Here is an 18,436-nt window from a genome sequence, read left to right as displayed (position 1 = left end):
GTCCGACGGGGTTGCCCGGGGGACTGCCCAGCGGGGACTGTCCGGCGACTGCCCGGCGCGGACTGGGCGGGACTGTCCGGCGACTGCCCGGCGCGGACTGGGCGGGAACTGCCCCGCAGGCAAGCCGCACGCTCACAGCAACACCTCCGGTATCTCCACGCACCGCGACCGCAGCCACTCCCCCAGCCCCTTGGCCTGCGGGTCGAAGCGGTGCTGGGACGCGACGCCCTCGCCGAGCAGGCCCTCGATCACGAAGTTCAGGGCGCGCAGCTCGGGCAGCAGATGCCGGGTGACGGTCAACCCCTCGGTCTCCGGCAGCAGTTGGGCGAGGCGTTCGACGGTCAGCTCATGCGCCAGCCACCGCCACGCGTCATCCGAGCGCACCCACACCCCGACGTTCGCGTCCCCGCCCTTGTCGCCGCTCCGCGCCCCGGCGATCAGGCCGAGCGGTGCACAACGGGTCCCCCTGTCGAGCAACGGCGGGGGCAAATGTGGAGTTTGTACCGGTTCGAGCACCCTGGTTACCCTCGGTAGGGGGACCATTTGTCGCGTCCCCTCCGGCAGTACGGCCACCTGCTCGACCTCGCCCCGCGGAACGTAAGCCGCCTCGAACACCCCGTACGGAGCCCCCCGACCGGGCGGCGCGGTGAGCGTGAACCCCGGATAGCCGGACAGACCCAGCTCCACCGCCGCCCCGCTGAGCCGCCGCCCCACCAGCTCCGGGTCGGCGTCCCGTACGACCAGGCGCAGCAGCGCACTCGCCGTCTCCTGGGTGTCGGCGTCGGGTCGGTCGGTGCGCACCAGCTCCCAGCGGACCTCGCGCGGGCGCTGCTTGCCCCGCGCCAGGGCGTCCTCCAACTGAGCTTGTACGTAGGCGGCTTTGGCCTCGATGTCGAGGCCGGTCAGCACGAACTCGACCTGGTTCCGATGCCCGCCGATCCGGCACAGCCCCACCTTGAGCGTGGGTGGCGGCGCCTCTCCTCGTACGCCCTCAATCCGCACCCGGTCCCGGCCGTCCTGGGCGAGCCGTACGGAATCGAGGCGGGCGGTGACGTCCGGGCCCGCGTAGCGCACCGGGCCCGTCTCGTAGAGGAGTTGGGCGGTGACGGTGCCGAGGTCGACGACGCCGCCCGTGCCCGGGTGCTTGGTGATGACGCTGCTGCCGTCGGCGTGCACCTCGGCGAGCGGGAAGCCGGGGCGCAGCATCGTGCGCGGGTCGTGCTCGCCGAAGAAGGCGTAGTTGCCGCCGGTCGCCTGCGCCCCGCACTCCAGGACGTGCCCGGCGACGACGGCGCCCGCGAGCGCGTCATGGTCCTCGGCGCCCCAGTCGAACCACCAGGCGGCGGGCCCGGTGACCAGCGCCGCGTCCGTCACGCGGCCCGTGACGACCACGTCCGCGCCGGCCCGCAGACAGGCGGTGATCCCCTGTCCGCCGAGGTACGCGTTGGCGGTGAGCACGCCCTCGCCCCAGCCCGGCCGGGCACGCAGATCGTCGCCCTCGACGTGGGCGACGCGGGTCTCGATGCCGAGCCGGCCCGCCAACTCCCGTACGCGCGAGGCCAGTCCGGCCGGATTGAGTCCGCCCGCGTTGACCACGATCTTCGTGCCCTGCTCCCGGGCGGTTCCGAGACACTCCTCGAGCTGCCGCAGAAAGCTCTTGGCGTACCCCGCCGACGGGTCCTTCATCAGGTCCCGGCCGAGGATCAGCATGGTCAGCTCGGCGAGATAGTCGCCGGTGACGACGTCGACCGGGCCGCCGGTGAGCATCTCGCGCAGGGCGTCGTGGCGGTCGCCGTAGAAGCCGGACGCGTTGGCTATACGGAGAGGGGGGCGCGTCACCGTTCGTCGCCTCCCGCGGGAGCCCGCCCCTTGCCGGGCGGCCCCGCGAAGGCCTGCGCGATGTCCAGCCAGCGGTCGGCGTCCGGGCCCTCGGCGCGGACGTCGAGGTCGCGGCGGTGGGCGCGCTGGGTCACCAGGAGGCAGAAGGCGTACGCGTCGCCGGTGACGCGCTGAGCGGCGCCCTCGGGACCGTATGTCCACAACTCGCCGTCAGGCGAACGCAGTTCGACCCGGAACTCCTCGCCCGGCGGCTCGATCCCCCGCACCAGGAACGAGTAGCCCCTGGCCCGCACCCCGATCCGTACGACATGCCGCAGCCGCGCCGTGGGCGCCCGGAGCACCCCCAGCGCGTCGGCCACGTCCTGGCCGTGCGCCCAGGTCTCCATCAGCCGTCCTGTCGCCATGGACGCGACGCTCATCGGCGGCCCGTACCAGGGGAACTTGGCGCCTTCGGGAGCCGCCCGCAGCGCCTCCTGGAGCCGTTCGCGGCCCGCCCGCCAGCCGGCGAGCAGTTCGGCGGGCGGGACCTGCGCGCCCTCCTCGGCGCCCTGATCGACGAAGCTGTCGGGCGCGGCGAGCGCCTTCTCCACCTCTGCCCCGAAGGCCCCGGAGTCGGTCACGGCGATCAGTGCGGCGCGGTCCGTCCATGCGAGATGCGCGATCTGATGCGCCACGCTCCAGCCTTCGGCGGGCGTGCCGCGCGCCCAGTCCGTGGCGCTCAACTCAGCTACCACCGCGTCGAGTTCACGGCTTTCCTCGAGCAGATCGTCGAGCACTGCCCGTACGACTTCGGACACGGCACGCACTCCCCTCGGGGGATGTCGGTGTGACGCTGTGACGGTGTGTGCGGCGAGCATGGCAGCGGGCAGAACAGGAAACAAGCACGCGTGCTTGAAAATCTGCGCTCCGATCACCGATTAATTCCGCTGTGGCCTGCGGTCAGACAGTGTGTAATCAGCGAACACCGACCTTGGAGATCTTGAAATGCGCACCCTGATCAGCTCTTCCTTCGTGTCCCTCGACGGCGTCATGGAGGCACCGGGCGGCGAGCCCGGCCACCGCAGCTCCGGCTGGACCTTCAAGGACCTGGAGTTCCTGCCCGAGGCGTACGAGATCAAGGGCCGCGAGCAGGAGGAGGCCGGAGCGATGCTCTTCGGCCGGGCCAGCTATGAGGCGTTCAGCCCCGTATGGCCGGGCATGGAGGAGTTCGCCACGTACAAGACGCTGCCCAAGTACATCGTCTCGACGACCCTCAAGCAGGAGGACCTGGTGGAGGGTTGGGGCGAGCAGACGATCCTGCGCTCCCTGGACGACGTCGCCGCCCTGAAGGAGACCGAGGGCGGCCCGATCATCATGCACGGCAGCACCGAACTGGGCCGCAACCTCTCGGACGCCGGCCTGATCGACCGCTACAACCTCCTTGTCTTCCCTCTGCTGCTCGGCGCCGGCAAGCGCCTGTTCAGCGAGACGGACAAGGACAAGCAGATGCTGAAGCTGGTCGAGCAGGAGGCCTACGCCAACGGCATCCAGAAGATGGTCTTCGACGTGGTGCGGTAATCACGACCGGTGCGGTGGAGCGGTGTCGGCCGCTCCACCCGGCCGCTCGCTCCACCCGGCCACCGCCCGCGCGAACGCCGCCGGGTTGTCGAACATGACGTTGTGCCCGGCTCCCGGCACGGTGCGGACGTCCACCCCGGCGGCCTCCAGAGCCTCCCGTCCGCTCAGTTCGCCGCTCAACTCGCCTTGGAGATAGACCCGTTCCATGGCGGCCCGCTCGAACATCTCGCGCATCACCGGCCGGCTTCCCCGCACCAGATGCGTGGCCGAGCGATGCAGTGCCAGCGGATCGGCCAGCCGCATGGTCGCGGCCCATACCGGGCCCACCCGGTCAAGGACCCGCGCGAACCCACCCCCGCGTACGAACTCCTCCTCCGCGTACGAGGAGATTCCGCTGCTGCCCGTGCCGGCCTCGGGAAAACGGTCGAGGTTGCCCTCGGTGACCACCAGCCGCCCCACCAGATCGGGCCTGCGGTGGGCCAGGACGATGGCGACCGCGCCGCCCATGCTGTGCCCCGCGATGACACCGGCCCGCACGCCCGCCTCGTCGAGCACGGCGGCCAGCGCGTCCGCGTGATCCTCCAGCGTGTACGCGAAGTCGGCGGGCCGGTCGCTGATGCCGTGCCCGGGCAGGTCGACGAAGAGCACGCGGCGGCCGGCGAGTTCGGGCCGGGCGGCGATGTGGGCGTGGTAGACGGCCGAGGACGCGCCCAGACCGTGCACGAACACGAGGGGCGGCCCGCCGCGCTCCCCGGCCGGCCCGCCCCCGTCGGCCTCCGTCCACCGGATCATGCTGCCCCGCGTATCGAACCGGACCTGCCGCATCACGCGCCCCCTTCTCCACTCTCCGCCTCCGGAACGCAGGGCTCTACGCCTTCGGAACGCAGAGCTCTCCGCCTTCGGAGCCCAGACCATACATCGCTAACGTAGTACTACGTCAACGAGGTACACCGACGCAGGAGGGTGCGTACGGGAGAATGACCGCATGCTGGAGCTCTCGATCCTCGGATTCCTCTACGACGCCCCGCTGCACGGCTATGAGCTGCGCAAACGCATCACGGCGCTGACGGGACACGTGCGCCCGGTCGGGGAGTCGACGCTGTATCCGGCGATCAAGCGCCTGGAGAAGGCCGGGCTCCTGGTGCGCGAGACCCAGCAGGGGCCGGCCGCCGCGCCCCGGCACGTCCTCAGCCTCACCGAGGCGGGCAGGCGGGAGCTGTTGCGCCGCCTCGCCGAGGCCGAGGGCCCCGAGGTGACGGACGAGAACCGCTGGTTCACCCTCCTCAGCTTTCTGCGCCACCTCGACGACCCGGCCGCCCAGGCCGCCGTACTGCGCCGCCGCCTGACGTTCCTGGAGGAGCCCACGAGCTTCTTCTACGACGGTGAACATCCGTTGCGCGCCGAGGAGTTGACCGACCCGTTCCGCCAGGGGGTGCTGACGGTCGCCAGAGCCACCACCAAGGCCGAGTCGAAGTGGCTGCGGGAGACGCTGGCGGATCTGGCGAAGCCGCAGGGCGGCAAGGAGAGGCCTGCCACGTCTTAGCAACCACCCCCACCCGCGAGCCCCCACGTATACCCCCGCACGCCCCGGGCACCCTGGACCCCATGGACATGCAGGAGTTGGGCAGTCGGGAGCTGGACAGCCGGGAGCTTCAGCAGGCGCTGAGCGACGTCGTCCGAGGGGACGTCGAGTTCACAGCCGGGCAGCGGGCGTTGTTCACGATGGACGCGTCCAACTATCGGAGGGTGCCCGTCGGGGTCGTGGCGCCGCGGGATGCCGCCGACGTCGAGGCCACGCTGAAGGTGTGCAGGGAACGGCAGGTGCCGGTCGTGGCGCGCGGGGCCGGGACCTCGATCGCCGGGCAGGCCACGGGGGTCGGGGTGGTCCTCGACTTCACCCGGCACATGGACCGGATCGTCCGCGTCGACCCCGAGGCGCGTGAGGCCGTGGTCCAGCCCGGGGTCATCCTGGACCGGCTGCGCGACGAAGCCGGGCGGCACGGGCTCACGTTCGGGCCCGACCCGTCCACCCACAGCCGCTGCACGCTCGGCGGGATGATCGGCAACAACTCCTGCGGCTCCCACTCCGTGGCCTGGGGCACGACCGCCGACAACACCAAGGCGCTCGAGGTCCTCTCGTACGGCGGGGAGGCCTTCACGCTCGGGCAGGGCTGGGACGGTGCGCCGCAAGGGCTCCGCCCGCTCGTCGACGCCCAACTCGCCCTGCTGCGGACCGGATTCCCCGACCTTCCCCGCCGTATCTCCGGATACGCCCTCGACGCCCTGCTCCCCGAGAACGGCGTCGACCACGCGCGCGCCTTCTGCGGCAGCGAGGGCACGCTCGGGGTGCTCACCGAAGCGACGGTCAAGCTGGTCCAGGCGCCCGGGGCGCGGGCCCTCGCCGTCCTCGGATACGCCGACGAGAGCGCCGCCGCCGAGGCCGCGCCCGGGCTCCTCGCCCACGGGCCGCTGACCGTGGAGGGGATGTCCGCCGATCTCGTACCCGGGCCGAAGCGGCAACTCCCCAAGGGCGCCGCCTGGTTGTTCGTCGAGACCGGGGGCGCGAGTGCGGCCGAGGCGCGGGCGCACGGTGAGCGGATCGTGCGGGCCGCCGGGGCCCTGGACGCGAACATCGTCACCGATCCGGCCGGGCAGCGCGCCCTGTGGCGGATCCGCGAGGACGCCTCCGGCACCGCGACCCGGATGCCCGACGGGTCGGAGGCCTGGCCCGGCTGGGAGGACTGCGCGGTGCCGCCCGCCCGACTGGGCCCGTATCTGAAGGAGTTCCGGGCGCTGCTCGGCGAGCACGGGCTGCGCGGCACCCCGTACGGGCACTTCGGTGACGGCTGTATCCATGTGCGGATCGACTTCGATCTGCTGAGCACGGAGGGGATCGGCCGCTTCCGCCGCTTCTCCGTTGAGCTCGCCGAGCTCGTCGTCGCGCACGGCGGGTCGCTGTCCGGCGAGCATGGGGACGGGCAGGCGCGGGCTGAGCTGCTGCCGAAGATGTACGGGGACGAGCTGGTACGGGTCTTCGAGCAGGTCAAGGGCGTGTGGGATCCGGCCGACGGGCTCAACCCCGGGATGCTGGTGCGCCCGGACCCGCTGGACGCCAACCTGCGTTTCGCGCCGCTGCCGCGCGAGCCGGTGCCGGTCGCGTTCGGGTATCCGCACGACGGCGGGGACTTCTCTGCGGCGGTGCGAAGGTGCGTCGGGGTCGCCAAGTGCCGTAATACGACGGCAAGTTCGGGGGCCGTGATGTGCCCCTCCTTCCGTGCCACCGGCGCCGAGGAGCACTCCACGCGCGGACGGGCCCGGCTCCTGCACGAGATGCTCGCCGGCGAGGTGATCACGGACGGGTGGCGCAGCGAAGAGGTGCGGGACGCGCTCGATCTGTGTCTGTCCTGCAAGGGCTGCCGGTCCGACTGTCCGGTCGGGGTGGACATGGCCACGTACAAGAGCGAGTTCCTGCACCAGCACTATGCCGGGCGCCGGCGGCCCCGCGCCCACTACACGCTCGGGCGGCTGCCCAGGTGGCTGCGGATCGCCGCGCCCTTCGCGCGCGTGGTGAACGCCGTCGCTTCCGTGCGGCCGCTCGCCGCGCTCGCCAAGCGGGTCGCCGGGATCGCGCCCGAGCGCGACATCCCGCGCCTGGCGCCGCGCACCTTCCGCCGGTGGTTCGCCAAGCACCCCAAAAGCGTGACCCCTGCCGTCACCCTCTGGCCCGACACCTTCACCAACCACCTCTCCCCTGGTGTCGGCGAGGCGGCCGTCCGCGTGCTCGAAGACGCCGGGCTCGGTGTCGCGCTGCCGCCCGAAGGGGTCTGCTGCGGGCTCACGTATCTCTCGACCGGTCAGCTCGACCAGGCCCGCACGATCCTGCGCCGCACCCTGGACCGCGTCCCGCTCGACCGGCCGCTCGTCGTCCTCGAACCGAGCTGCGCCGCCGCGCTCAGGTCCGATCTGCCGGAGCTGCTCGGCGACGATCCGCGCGCCCACCGCCTCGCCGCGTCCGTACGCACCTTCGCCGAGGCCCTCGCCGAACTCGCCCCCGACTGGGCACCCCCGCGGCTCGACCGCCCGGCCGTCGGCCAGACGCACTGCCATCAGCACGCGGTCCTCGGCGAGCAGCCGGACAAGGAGCTGCGGGAGCGGGCCGGTCTGACGGGCGAGCTGAGCGGCGGGTGCTGCGGGCTCGCGGGGAACTTCGGCTTCGAGCCCGGCCACCACGAGGTGTCCACGGCGTGCGCCGAGGACCAGCTGCTGCCCGCCGTACGGGAGGCCCCGGCCGACGCGGTGCTGCTCGCGGACGGCTACTCCTGCCGTACGCAGCTGGAACAGCTGGCGGGGCAACGGGGTTGGCATCTGGCAGAGGTACTGGCCCGGGGTCTGGACGAGGCGCCGGAGCGGAAACGGACTTGAGTTTCGGCTTCCGTCATCTGCAAAGTGGGGTTATGGGCCTGACGCGGTGCAGTACATTGGACGCACCGGTTTAGGATTATGCACCGACGGTCCAGTAGGGGCCACCGCCACACCAGACGCAGAGACAAGCCGAGTCAAGCCGAGACGCAGGGAGCCGCACCGTGACCGCACACCCGGGGACCGAGAACCGGGTCGCCGACCGCGCAGTGGCCGCCCGGGCCGCCGTCACCGAACCCGAGGCGGTCGGTGCGCTCGGCCGGCTCCGCAAGCGGGGCGGTCAGGGCTCGGTCGGTGCCATCGGTCTGGTGCTCGTGGCCGGGTTCTCGGTGCAGTTCGGCGCGGCGATCGCGGTGATGCTGATGCCGCGCGCGGGTGCGATCGGCGTGGTCACGCTGCGGCTCGTCGCCTCCGCGCTCGTCCTGCTCATCGTCTGCCGCCCCAAGGTGCGCGGGTACACGCGCGCCGACTGGGGCACGGTGTTCGCGTTCGGGCTCGCGATGGGCGCGATGAACACGCTGTTCTACCAGGCGGCGGACCGTATCCCGCTCGGTATCGCGGTCACCCTCGAAGTGCTCGGACCGCTGATCCTCTCCGTGATCGCCTCGCGCCGCGCGGTCAACGCGGTGTGGGCGGGGCTCGCCCTCGTCGGTGTGTTCCTGCTCGGCGGCGCGGGCGGCCTCGGCTCGCTCGACCTCGTCGGTGCGGCGTTCGCCCTCGCGGCGGGTGCGATGTGGGCGGCGTACATCGTCTTCAGCTCGAAGACCGGGCGGCGTTTCCCGTCGGCGGACGGGCTCGCGCTCGCGATGGGTGTCGCGGCTCTGCTCAGCCTTCCGCTGGGGATCGCCGAGGCCGGCTCGAAGCTGCTCGTGCCGAGCACGATGCTGCTCGGTCTGGGCGTGGCGGTGCTGTCCTCCGTGCTGCCGTACACGCTCGAACTGTTCGCGCTGCGGCGCCTGCCCGCCTCCACCTTCGCGATCATGATGAGCCTGGAGCCGGCGATCGCGACGGCGGCCGGCTTCTTCGTCCTCCACCAGGGGCTTTCGGTGACGGACGCGATCGCCATCGCGCTGGTGATCGCGGCGAGCATGGGGGCGGTACGGACGCAGGCGAAGGCGGCGTCGCTGTAGGGGCGCCTGCGGCGGGGCCGGCTATCTCGCGGGATGGACCAACCGGCAAAGCGGAACAACGAGCCGCTAGGCTCGCGCCGTGGCTGAGATCCAGATCCCGAATGACATCAAGCCCGCCGACGGCCGTTTCGGCGCGGGCCCCTCCAAGGTGCGTACGGAAGCGCTCGACGCTCTGGCCGCCACCGGCACCTCACTGCTCGGCACCTCCCATCGCCAGGCCCCGGTGAAGAACCTGGTCGGCCGGGTGCGCGACGGTGTGAGCAACCTGTTCCAGCTCCCCGAGGGCTACGAGGTCATCCTCGGCAACGGCGGCTCCACCGCGTTCTGGGACGTCGCGACCCACGGGCTGATCGACACCAAGTCGCAGCACCTGAACTTCGGTGAGTTCTCCTCCAAGTTCGCCAAGGCCGCGAAGCTCGCGCCCTGGCTGGCCGAGCCCACCGTGATCGCCTCCGAGCCCGGTACGCACCCGGACCCGCGGGCCGAGGCGGGCGTGGACGTGTACGCGTACACGCACAACGAGACCTCGACCGGTGTGGCCGCCCCGATCAAGCGGGTCGCGGGCGCCGACGAGGGTTCACTCGTCCTGGTGGACGCCACGTCCGGCGCCGGCGGTCTCCCGGTGGACATCACCGAGACCGACGTCTACTACTTCGCCCCGCAGAAGTCCTTCGCCTCCGACGGCGGCCTGTGGATCGGCGTCTTCTCGCCCGCTGCGATCGAGCGCGCCGAGCGGCTCCACGCGAGCGGCCGGCACGTACCGGAGTTCTTCTCGCTGCCGACGGCGATCGACAACTCCCGCAAGAACCAGACGTACAACACGCCCGCCCTCTCCACGCTCTTCCTGCTCGCCGAGCAGCTGGACTGGATCAACGGGCAGGGTGGTCTCGCCTGGTCGACGGCGCGGACGAAGGACAGCTCGGACCGGCTTTACGGCTGGGCCGAGGAGTCCAAGTTCGCCACCCCGTTCGTCACCGACGCGGCCAAGCGTTCGCAGGTCATCGGCACGATCGACTTCAACGACGACGTGGACGCGGCCGCGATCGCCAAGGTGCTTCGCGCCAACGGGATCGTCGACACCGAGCCGTACCGCAAGCTGGGCCGCAACCAGCTGCGGATCGCGATGTTCCCGGCGATCGACCCGGCGGACGTGCAGGCGCTGACGGCCTGCATCGACTACGTGATCGAGAAGCTGTAACCGGGCGACCACATCTCGCACTCAGCGGAAAGGGCCGGCGCGCAACGCGTCGGCCCTTTCCCTTTGTTGCGGTCGTGTTGCATTCATCAAGGCTCTCTAACGGCGCTTATACGGGACGTATTCGAAGCCAGGGACTTTGGTCCCTAATAACGGGGCAAAGCACGGCCCAAGAGTTCGGGAAAGCGCCCAGTTGAACGGCGTGATGGACCGCGGGACTTTCGGCGAAGGCCCCAGGTCACGGGGGTGCGGACGGGAAACCGCATGCTCAGGATGAACCTCATAGACAGTGCACCGGGGAACAATTCCTCGGCCCTGCAAGGAGGTTCACTCATGCGTAAGGCACTCACCGTCTCGGCGATCGCCGTAGTCGCCTCGATGGCCATCGCAGCCCCGGCGACCGCTTTCGCCGCGGACGCCTCGCCGTCGCCGTCGGCTTCCGCGTCCGCGACGCCCGGCACGAAGGACGCCGCGAAGAGCGACTCGTCGGACAAGGCCAAGGCCGACGTCGCGGTTGTCTCCACGCCGAAGGACCCGACCGGCTACAAGGCCGGCGAGCAGGTCCGCTTCCAGGTCGAGACGTCCGGCGACGCCAAGGTCAGCGGCTCCTCCGACGCGCTCAGCGGCATCTCCGTCAAGAAGGTCGGCACCGGCACGTACGAGGGCACGGGCACGGTCAAGTCCGGCTACGGCATCGGCACCGCCCACCTTCAGGTGACCGCCGACTACGGCGACACGGGAGCGCAGGGCTCCGCCACCTTCCTGGTGAACACCGACGGCACGAAGCCCAAGCCCGACCCGTCCAAGGCCTCGCTGTCGCTGTCCACCGACGGCGGCAAGGTCGGCGACAAGGTCTCCGTGACCGTCAAGGACGCCGGTTCGGACTCGGTCGCCACCGTGAAGTCCGACGCGTTCGGCGGCACCGTGAAGCTGGAGCGCGACCCGCAGCACGAGGGCACCTGGCACGGCACCGCGACCGTCGCCGACTCCGCCAAGTCCGGCTACTACCGGGTGGACGCGCTGCTCGACGGCAAGGTCGTGGACTCCGCGAAGTTCGGCGTCCAGGGCACGGAGGCTCCCGTGGTGGGCAAGTCCTCGATCGCCGTGAACCCGGGCAGCGGCAAGGCCGGCGACAAGATCGCCCTCACCGTGGACGCCCCGTCCATCAACCCCAAGAGCAACGTCTCGGTGGACTCCAAGGCCTTCGGCAAGGTCTCCCTGACCCTGGGCAAGGACGGCAAGTGGCACGGCACGGCGACCGTCGCCAACGTGCAGCTCGGCCGGTACGACGTCAACTCCAGCACCGGCTCCAAGACCGTGTTCACCGTGACGAAGAGCGGCGCCGTCAAGCCGCTCAAGCCCTCGGACCACAAGACCCCGCACGGCTCCGTGAACACCGGTATGGCCCCGGCCGATGTCTGAGATACGCGGCCGCCGCGTCCGGGCGGCCACGCTCGCGATGGTGGCGGCGGTCTCCGTCGCCACCGCCGCGGGCTGCTCCTCCCAGGCGAAGGACTCGGCGCAGAGCGCGGGGAACGCGGCGCACGTGACGTCCGCGTCCGTGCTGCAGCCCTCCGTCCCCGACCACCTCACGATCCCTTCGATCAAGGTGGACGCGAACCTCGACACCGTCGGTCTGGACGGCAGTGGCGCGATGCAGACGCCGCCGTTCGACAAGCCGATGGACGCCAGTTGGTACAAGGAGGGTCCGACCCCGGGTGAGAAGGGTGCGGCGGCGATCGCCGGCCACATGGACACACCCCAGGTCGAGAAGGCGGTCTTCTACAACCTCAAGGAACTCAAGAAGGACCAGGAGATCGACATCCGGCGCGAGGACGGCACGACGGCCGTCTTCAAGGTCGACGATGTGGAGACGTACAAGAAGTCCGACTTCCCGACCCAGAAGGTCTACGGGAAGACGGACAAGGCGGAGCTCCGCCTGATCACCTGCGGCGGTGACCTCACCAAGGACCGCCACTGGGACTCGAACGTCGTGGTCTTCGCTCACCTCACGGGTGAGGAGACGGCCTGACCGGCGTCGCAGCGATACGTGTGATGGGGCGCCCCTTGCCAGAAGGGGCGCCCCACACGCGTATCAGCGGCTGAGCTTCTGGAACCGGCGGACCGCCAGCGGCAGGAAGACCGCCGTGACCACCAGCGGCCAGACGACGGCCATGAGCAGCGCGTTCTGCTCGATCCAACTGCCGTCCGCACCCACGGGGTTGCCGAAGAGTTCACGGACCGCCGTGCCCGTCGAGGAGATCGGGTTCCAGGCGGCGACCGTGCCAAGCCAGCCCGGCATCGACGAGGTGGGCACGAAGATGCTGGAGACCATGGTCAACGGGAAGACCACCGCATAGAGCCCGCCGGCGGCCTCCGGGGACGGGACGAGCAGGCCGAGCCAGACGCCGACCCAGATCAGGCTGAAGCGCAGCAGCACGAGCAGCGCGAAGCCGGCGACGGTCTCGCCGAACGAGCCGTGCGCGCGCCAGCCCATCGCGAGCGCGGTGAGCGCGAGGATCGTCAACTCGGCGCAGGCCACGATGATGTCGGTCAGACCGCGCCCGGTGACCACCGCCGACGGGGCCATCGGCATGGAGCGGAAGCGGTCGATGACGCCCTTGGTGGCGTCGTAGACCACGCCGGTCGCGGTGTTCATGAAGCCGAAGGCCATGGTCATCACGAACATGCCGGCCATCAGGAAGTCCCGGTAGGCGTCGCTGCCGCCCTCGCCTCCCGGTGCCTTCATCGCGCCGCTGAAGACATAGCCGTAGAGCAGCACCGAGATGATCGGGAAGCCGAGCTGCCACAGGATGTACGAGGGTTTGTTGCGGTAGTGGGTGAGGAAGCGGCGGGCGACGTTGAGGCTGTCGGCGAGCGCCCAGTACAGGCGGCGTTCGTCGCCGGAGTCCACGCTCAGGTCGACGGGCGTGCGCTCGGCGGTCAGGGGCCTGCGCTCGGCGGTCAGGTGGGCGCTCATGCCGGGACCTCCTCGCGTACGGACGGTGCGGGTTCTCCGGGTTCTTCGGAGTCCTTGGTGGTGTGGCCGGTCAGCGTGAGGAACACGTCGTCGAGGCTCGGGCGGCGCAGTCCGATGTCCTCGACCTGAACTGCCTGGTCCTGCAAGGTCCTTGCCACCTCTGTCAGGGCTGCCACGCGGTCGGCGACCGCCGCATGGATACGGCGTTCCGCGCGGTCCACGGACGGTTCGCCCTCGCAGACCCGTGCCACGACGGCGAGTGCGGGCACGAGGTCGGAGTCCTCGGCCACGACGACCTCGATCCGGTCGCCGCCGACCGTGTTCTTGAGCTCGGCGGGGGTGTCGTCGGCGATCGCCCGGCCCTGGTCGATCACGGTGATCCGGGAGGCCAGCTTGTCGGCCTCGTCCAGGTACTGCGTGGTCAGGAGCACGGTCGTGCCGCCGTCGACCAACGCCCGTACCGCTTCCCAGACTTCACCGCGGCCGCGCGGGTCGAGCCCGGTGGTCGGTTCGTCGAGGAAGAGCACCTCGGGCGCGAGGATCATCGACGCGGCGAGGTCGAGGCGGCGGCGCATCCCGCCGCTGTAGTCGCCGACGCTCTTGGCCGCTGCCTCCACCAGGTCGAACTGTTCCAGGAGTTCGTCCGCGCGCAGCCTCGCGCGGCGCCCGCCGAGGTGGAAGAGCCGGCCGAACAGCTCCAGGTTCTGCCGCCCGCTGAGCAGTTCGTCGACCGCCGCGTACTGCCCCGCGAGCCCGATCTTCGCCCGTACGCCCCGGGGGTCCTTGCCCACGTCGACGCCCGCGACCTGCGCCCGGCCGCCGTCGAGCTTGAGCAGGGTGGCCAGGGCGCGCACCGCGGTGGTCTTGCCCGCGCCGTTCGGACCGAGCAGTCCGTGCACGGTGCCGCGGTGGACCGTCAGGTCGAAGCCGTCAAGGGCACGTTTCTCGCCGTACCTCTTCTGCAGGCCTTCCGCCCGCACCGCATGGGTTTCCACTGGACCCTCCCGAGGTCTCGCCAGCCATCTGGGTACACCGTACCCTAATTCGAGTACGGCGTACCCAGTTTTTCGGTCGAGGCTTACGGCGAAGGCATAGGGTGAGGTCATGAGCGGCAAGGACGGCGATACGACCACGAGCGGCAGCGGTGATATCCGACGCAGCCTCGAACTGCTGTGGGGCACCGGCGAGCGGGCCACGCGCGGCCCGAAGCCGGCCCTGACCCTCGACCGGATCGTCGAGGCGGCCGTCGAGCTCGCGGACCGCGAGGGGATCGCGGCGGTGTCGATGCGGCGGCTCTCCACCGAGCTCGGCACCGGCACGATGTCGCTCTACCGGTACGTGCCGGGCAAGGCCGAGCTGCTCGATCTGATGCTGGACAAGGTGCAGGGCGAGGCCGTGGCCGAGGAGACGGCGGTCCCGCGGCAGTGGCGCGAGTGCGTCGAGACCATGGCCCACAAGCAGCTCGCCCACTACCGCGCCCACCCTTGGCTGCTCAAGGTCAACCAGGCCCGCACCGTGCTCGGACCCAGCGCGATGCGCAGCATGGAGGTGGTGATCGCCCCGCTGCGCACGATGGGGCTCTCCGACCCCGAACTGCTGTCGGTGATCGTCACCGTGACGAACTGGGTGATGGGCCACGCGCGCACGGAGGCCGACACCGTCGAGGCCGTCAAGGCGACCGGTCTGAGCGACGAGGAGTTCTGGGGCAGCCAGCAGCCCTTCCTCGAACGGGCCATGCTCAGCGGCGACTTCCCGCAGATGGCCTCACTGTCCGAGGAGACCTTCAGCTACGCGTTCGACCACTTCGAGTTCGGCTTGGCGCGCCTGATCGACGGTTTCGCGACGCTGGTGGAGGAACGGGCCGCGAGCGGCGACGGCGGGTGGCGGACCTCCGCGTGCGAGAACGAGTGATCAGCTCTTCTTGCGCAGCAGCCCTTTCAGACCGAATACGGCGAGTACGACGACGGCCAGGGCAAGGGCGCCGGTCTTGAAGCCGGAGTCCGAGCCCTCCGCGTCCTCGCCGCCGGAGTCCGTTCCCCCGTCCGAGCCCGAACTGCCACCACCCTCGGGCGACTTGGGCGCATCGGGCGCCTCGACCGGCTCCACCTCACTGCCCGCGCCCTCGCTGCCGTACATCAGCGCCCGGCCGTCGGGCGAGTACGCCACCGACTCGCCCTGGCGCTGCATGGGCACGTCCACGCTCCCGCCGTCGCCCTGGATCCGGCCGTCCTTGAAGTCGTACGCCTGCGCCCCGAAGTAGCTGCGCAGGACCAGCTTGTCGCCGTCGGGCGAGAAGGCGCCGTCCGTGGTCCACAGATCGATGTCACCGATCCGGGTGAAGACGTTGTTGCGTCCCGGCCGCAGCTCGGCGGGGCCCTCGTACAGACCGCCGTTGCTGTCGCGCTTCTTGTCGGCGATGTACACCCGGCCCGTCTTCGGATGGACCATGAGCGCCTCGGCGTCGCGGGCGCCGTCGGCGTACGTCACGTCGTACTGCGTGGCCTTGACGGTCTGGTCGCCGAGCTTGTCCGGCTCGGGCAGCCGGTAGATCCACACGTGGTCCCAGGTGCCGCCGAGGTTGTCGCCGATATCGCCCACATAGAGGTCGCCGTCGGGGCCGATCGAGATGCCCTCGACGTCCCGCGCCTGGCCGACGCCCTGCATGGTGACGCGGGCGACCGTCCTGCCGGACTTGCTGTCCACGGCGTAGAGGTACGAGCCGTCGTCGCTGTCGTTGTGCGTCCAGTAGACGCCCGGGTGCTTCTTGCTGGCGACCAGGCCGCTGGACTCGGTGATCCGGGGGTCGTCCAGGCTGAAGGCCTCGTTGTCCGCGAAGGCGGCGGGGGCCGGGCCCAGAACAAGAGCGGCCGTGACCGCCGCACCGAGAAGCAGACGCATGGGGCCACCGTACGTGGCCGCGGTGCGTACGGGAGTGGGCAGCTTCACAGCGCGACGGTCCCCTTGATCCGCGATGATGACCGGATGCTCAGGCTCCTTTTCGTCGGCGACTCGATGACCATCGGCAGCGCCGGCGAGCACACCTGGCGCTACCGGATGTGGCAGCATCTGCGCTCCTCCTACGGCGCCCCGTTCAAGATCGTCGGCCCGCGGACCGCCCTGTACGACAAGGCCGCCGACGCCCCCGTCTCGTACGAGTACGCGGACCCCGACTTCCCGCAGGAGCACCTCGCGGGCTGGGGCGAGGGCTGGCAGCACATGGTCCCGCTGATCGGCGAGACCGTACGGGCCACCCGCGCCGATCTGCTCCTGATCTCGCTCGGCCTGATCGACCTGGGCTTCTACACCGACGCCGAGAAGACCGCGGCCAACGCCCGTGCCTTCATCGCCGAGGCCCGCGCCGCAAACCCGAACGTGGCCGCCGTCCTGCTGCCGGTCATCCCCAACACCCGTGCCCAGGACGACCCGGACTTCGCGCTCGAAGTGGCCCGCTTCAACGAGCTGCTCGCCAAGGCCGTGGCCGACCTCGACACGGACCGCTCCCCGCTGCTGCTCGCCTCGCCCCCGGCCGCGTACGCGATCCATCACGACACCTACGACGGCACCCACCCGAACGCGAACGGCGAGCACAAGCTGGCGGCGGCCTTCGCGGACGCCCTGTACCAGGCGTGGGACCTGGGGGCGCCGTACGAGCCTGTGAGGTGAGCGGGCTCAGCGGCAGGTCGTGTCCTCCGGCGGGAGCGTGCCTTCCGTCAGGTAGCGGTCCACGTGCTCGTGGATGCAGGTGCTGTCCGTCGTGTACGCGCCATGGCCTTCGCCCTCGTACGTGAGGATCCGGCTGTCGTTGTCCAGCGCGGCGGCCATGCGGGCCGTGTTCTCGTACGGCGTGGCGGGGTCGCCCCGGGTGCCGACGAGCAGGGACGACGGCGCGTCCTCGGCCCCGACCTCGCGTGAGGTGTTGTCGCCGGGCACGGGCCAGCCGGTGCACTCCAGCATCGCGGCGGCCGTGTTGTGGCCGAAGACCGGGGACAGCGCGGTGAACTCGTCGACCGCGGCCAAGTAGTCCTCGGCGGTGGGGCGTTCGCTCGCGTCCCGGCAGTTGATCGCGCGCAGTGCGAACTCCTGCTGCTGCGCGTCCTCGTCGGAGGTGACCGCGGGGAACGGACCGCGGGGCAGCTGGGCGCTCGGGAGCTTCCCGCCCGCCTCCGCCATCGCCGTACCGTTCCCTTTGGAAGCCAACTCGGCCAGGGCTGTGCGCAGTTGGGGCCAGTGCTGCGCCTTGCTGTAGAGCGCGCTCTGGACGGCCTGCGTGAACGTGGCCTGGTCGAGCGTGCCCGCCGAAGTCTCGAGCGGTTTCCCGTCGAGGCCGGTGAACAGGGCGTTCACCTTGGACTTCGCGGCCGCGGCGGTGGCGCCGAGCGGGCACTCCTTCGCACCGTGGGCCACGCAGTCGGCGAGGAAGTTGTCCAGGGCGCGCTGGAACGCCTTGGTACTGGAGAGGGCGTCGGCCCGGGTGTCCAGGGTGGGGTCCATGACCCCGTCGAGCACCATCCGGCCTGCCCTGTCGGGGAATTGGTGCAGGTAGGCGGCGCCGAGCTTGGTGCCGTACGAGAAGCCGAGATAGTGCAGCTTGTCGTCGCCGAGCGCGGCGCGCAGGACGTCGAGGTCGCGCGAGGAGTTGGTGGTGCCCACCCAGGGCAGCACCCGGCGGGCGGAGGCCTGATCGCACTGGGCGTTCTTGGCCGCCTGCGCCTCGGCCACCCGGGTGACCTCGTCGGCGGTGTCGGGGGTCTGGTCGCGGGCGGGACCTTGGCCGGGGTCCTGGGCGGGTTCTTCGGCGGGGTCGCCGTCCTGCGGCCCGTCGCACAGCACCGGGTCGCTGCGTACGACACCGCGCGGGTCGTGGGCGACCAGGTCGAACCGTTCGTTGAGCCGGGCGAGTTGGGGGATGTGGGAGTTGAGTGCATAGCGCCCGGACAGGCCGGGGCCGCCGAAGTTGAGGACCAGCGAGCCGATACGGCGCTTCTGGTCGGTGGCCTTGAGCCGCAGGGCGGCGATCTGTGCCGTGCCCGCCTTGCCCTTCGGGTCCGCGTAGTCGCGCGGCACTTCGACGTCACCGCACTCGAAGCGGGACATGGCGGCCGGCAGCTTCTCGTCGCTGCCGGCCCAGGTGCGCCGCGCCTGGTACTCCATCTCGTCGCCGCAGTCGGTCCACGCGATCCGCTGGCCGTAGAACCGGGTCAGATCGGGAGCGGTGGCAGCGGCGGCGGGCACGGGCCCCGGAAGGACGAACACGGCGACCGCGGCGAGGGCGAGAGCCGCGATGCCTCGTATGTCACCTTTCGTGGTCACCATCTC

General features: G+C 70.8%; 16 protein-coding genes. 9 read left to right on the top strand and 7 right to left on the bottom strand.

The features are described 5' to 3' along the window. Positions 1 to 132: 132 nt before the first annotated feature. Together G6045_RS17455 and G6045_RS17450 are read right to left on the bottom strand one after the other, a co-directional pair. The gene (locus G6045_RS17455; RefSeq protein ID WP_165332899.1) at positions 133 to 1,839 is read right to left on the bottom strand and encodes an acyclic terpene utilization AtuA family protein; all 1,707 of its coding nucleotides are present in this window, start codon (positions 1,837 to 1,839) and stop codon (positions 133 to 135) included. After that, complete coding sequence (locus G6045_RS17450; RefSeq protein WP_328707812.1) at positions 1,836 to 2,636, bottom strand: TIGR03084 family metal-binding protein; 801 nt, start codon at positions 2,634 to 2,636, stop codon at positions 1,836 to 1,838. The genes G6045_RS17455 and G6045_RS17450 overlap by 4 nt, the downstream gene beginning before the upstream one ends. 187 nt (positions 2,637 to 2,823) lie before the next feature. Here G6045_RS17450 and G6045_RS17445 point away from each other — a divergent pair, with 187 nt between their 5' ends. Continuing rightward, positions 2,824 to 3,396, top strand: a complete 573-nt coding sequence (locus tag G6045_RS17445) for a dihydrofolate reductase family protein (protein WP_165332897.1) — start codon at positions 2,824 to 2,826, stop codon at positions 3,394 to 3,396. Here the strand turns inward: G6045_RS17445 and G6045_RS17440 are convergent, their stop codons facing one another. Further along, on the bottom strand, positions 3,397 to 4,221 hold the full coding sequence (locus G6045_RS17440; RefSeq protein ID WP_165332896.1) for an alpha/beta fold hydrolase: 825 nt from the start codon (positions 4,219 to 4,221) through the stop codon (positions 3,397 to 3,399). Positions 4,222 to 4,381: 160 nt separating this feature from the next. On the opposite strand from G6045_RS17440, the gene G6045_RS17435 reads away from it, so the two are divergent. The 6 genes from G6045_RS17435 (at position 4,382) to G6045_RS17410 (ending at position 12,172) form a co-directional block, all read left to right on the top strand. After that, a complete protein-coding gene (locus tag G6045_RS17435; protein ID WP_165332895.1) occupies positions 4,382 to 4,939 on the top strand; it encodes a PadR family transcriptional regulator in 558 nt (185 codons plus the stop codon). Positions 4,940 to 5,007: 68 nt separating this feature from the next. Further along, entirely contained in the window at positions 5,008 to 7,818 is a 2,811-nt protein-coding gene (locus tag G6045_RS17430; RefSeq protein WP_206343840.1) for an FAD-binding and (Fe-S)-binding domain-containing protein, read from the top strand. 161 nt (positions 7,819 to 7,979) lie between these two features. Further along, positions 7,980 to 8,945 carry an EamA family transporter gene (locus tag G6045_RS17425; protein ID WP_165332893.1) on the top strand — a complete coding sequence of 322 codons (966 nt, stop codon included), beginning with the start codon at positions 7,980 to 7,982 and terminating at the stop codon, positions 8,943 to 8,945. 79 nt (positions 8,946 to 9,024) lie between these two features. After that, entirely contained in the window at positions 9,025 to 10,143 is a 1,119-nt protein-coding gene (gene serC, locus G6045_RS17420) for a phosphoserine transaminase (protein ID WP_165332892.1), read from the top strand. A 330-nt stretch (positions 10,144 to 10,473) separates the two neighbouring features. Further along, on the top strand, positions 10,474 to 11,562 hold the full coding sequence (locus tag G6045_RS17415) for a hypothetical protein (protein ID WP_165332891.1): 1,089 nt from the start codon (positions 10,474 to 10,476) through the stop codon (positions 11,560 to 11,562). Next, a complete protein-coding gene (locus G6045_RS17410; protein WP_165332890.1) occupies positions 11,555 to 12,172 on the top strand; it encodes a class F sortase in 618 nt (205 codons plus the stop codon). The genes G6045_RS17415 and G6045_RS17410 overlap by 8 nt, the downstream gene beginning before the upstream one ends. Positions 12,173 to 12,235: 63 nt before the next feature. Here the strand turns inward: G6045_RS17410 and G6045_RS17405 are convergent, their stop codons facing one another. Further along, positions 12,236 to 13,120 carry an ABC transporter permease gene (locus tag G6045_RS17405; protein ID WP_165332889.1) on the bottom strand — a complete coding sequence of 295 codons (885 nt, stop codon included), beginning with the start codon at positions 13,118 to 13,120 and terminating at the stop codon, positions 12,236 to 12,238. Then, complete coding sequence (locus G6045_RS17400) at positions 13,117 to 14,115, bottom strand: ATP-binding cassette domain-containing protein (protein WP_328707811.1); 999 nt, start codon at positions 14,113 to 14,115, stop codon at positions 13,117 to 13,119. The genes G6045_RS17405 and G6045_RS17400 overlap by 4 nt, the downstream gene beginning before the upstream one ends. Positions 14,116 to 14,224: 109 nt before the next feature. Here G6045_RS17400 and G6045_RS17395 point away from each other — a divergent pair, with 109 nt between their 5' ends. Further along, the gene (locus G6045_RS17395; protein WP_165332887.1) at positions 14,225 to 15,031 is read left to right on the top strand and encodes a TetR/AcrR family transcriptional regulator; all 807 of its coding nucleotides are present in this window, start codon (positions 14,225 to 14,227) and stop codon (positions 15,029 to 15,031) included. Here G6045_RS17395 and G6045_RS17390 read toward each other — a convergent pair whose 3' ends face one another. Beyond that, a complete protein-coding gene (locus G6045_RS17390; RefSeq protein WP_165332886.1) occupies positions 15,032 to 16,018 on the bottom strand; it encodes a WD40 repeat domain-containing protein in 987 nt (328 codons plus the stop codon). It abuts the gene before it with no gap. Between the two features lie 84 nt (positions 16,019 to 16,102). Between G6045_RS17390 and G6045_RS17385 the strand changes: the two genes are divergently transcribed. Further along, positions 16,103 to 16,783, top strand: coding sequence for a GDSL-type esterase/lipase family protein (locus tag G6045_RS17385; RefSeq protein ID WP_165332885.1), 681 nt, complete (start codon positions 16,103 to 16,105; stop codon positions 16,781 to 16,783). A 6-nt stretch (positions 16,784 to 16,789) separates the two neighbouring features. Here the strand turns inward: G6045_RS17385 and G6045_RS17380 are convergent, their stop codons facing one another. Next, positions 16,790 to 18,430 carry an alpha/beta hydrolase gene (locus G6045_RS17380; protein WP_165332884.1) on the bottom strand — a complete coding sequence of 547 codons (1,641 nt, stop codon included), beginning with the start codon at positions 18,428 to 18,430 and terminating at the stop codon, positions 16,790 to 16,792. Positions 18,431 to 18,436: the final 6 nt, after the last annotated feature.

This window comes from Streptomyces mesophilus, assembly GCF_011044995.1.
Lineage (GTDB): Bacteria > Actinomycetota > Actinomycetes > Streptomycetales > Streptomycetaceae > Streptomyces > Streptomyces mesophilus.
This window is presented reverse-complemented; position numbering and strand designations above follow the sequence as displayed.

Excerpts from the sequence above, each read along its gene's own strand:
- G6045_RS17445 (WP_165332897.1), top strand. The coding sequence starts at position 2,824 with ATGCGCACCCTGATCAGCTCTTCCTTCGTGTCCCTCGACGGCGTCATG.
- G6045_RS17440 (WP_165332896.1), bottom strand. The coding sequence starts at position 4,221 with ATGCGGCAGGTCCGGTTCGATACGCGGGGCAGCATGATCCGGTGGACG.
- G6045_RS17435 (WP_165332895.1), top strand. The coding sequence starts at position 4,382 with ATGCTGGAGCTCTCGATCCTCGGATTCCTCTACGACGCCCCGCTGCAC.
- G6045_RS17430 (WP_206343840.1), top strand. The coding sequence starts at position 5,008 with ATGCAGGAGTTGGGCAGTCGGGAGCTGGACAGCCGGGAGCTTCAGCAG.
- G6045_RS17415 (WP_165332891.1), top strand. The coding sequence starts at position 10,474 with ATGCGTAAGGCACTCACCGTCTCGGCGATCGCCGTAGTCGCCTCGATG.
- G6045_RS17410 (WP_165332890.1), top strand. The coding sequence starts at position 11,555 with ATGTCTGAGATACGCGGCCGCCGCGTCCGGGCGGCCACGCTCGCGATG.
- G6045_RS17405 (WP_165332889.1), bottom strand. The coding sequence starts at position 13,120 with ATGAGCGCCCACCTGACCGCCGAGCGCAGGCCCCTGACCGCCGAGCGC.
- G6045_RS17395 (WP_165332887.1), top strand. The coding sequence starts at position 14,225 with ATGAGCGGCAAGGACGGCGATACGACCACGAGCGGCAGCGGTGATATC.
- G6045_RS17390 (WP_165332886.1), bottom strand. The coding sequence starts at position 16,018 with ATGCGTCTGCTTCTCGGTGCGGCGGTCACGGCCGCTCTTGTTCTGGGC.
- G6045_RS17385 (WP_165332885.1), top strand. The coding sequence starts at position 16,103 with ATGCTCAGGCTCCTTTTCGTCGGCGACTCGATGACCATCGGCAGCGCC.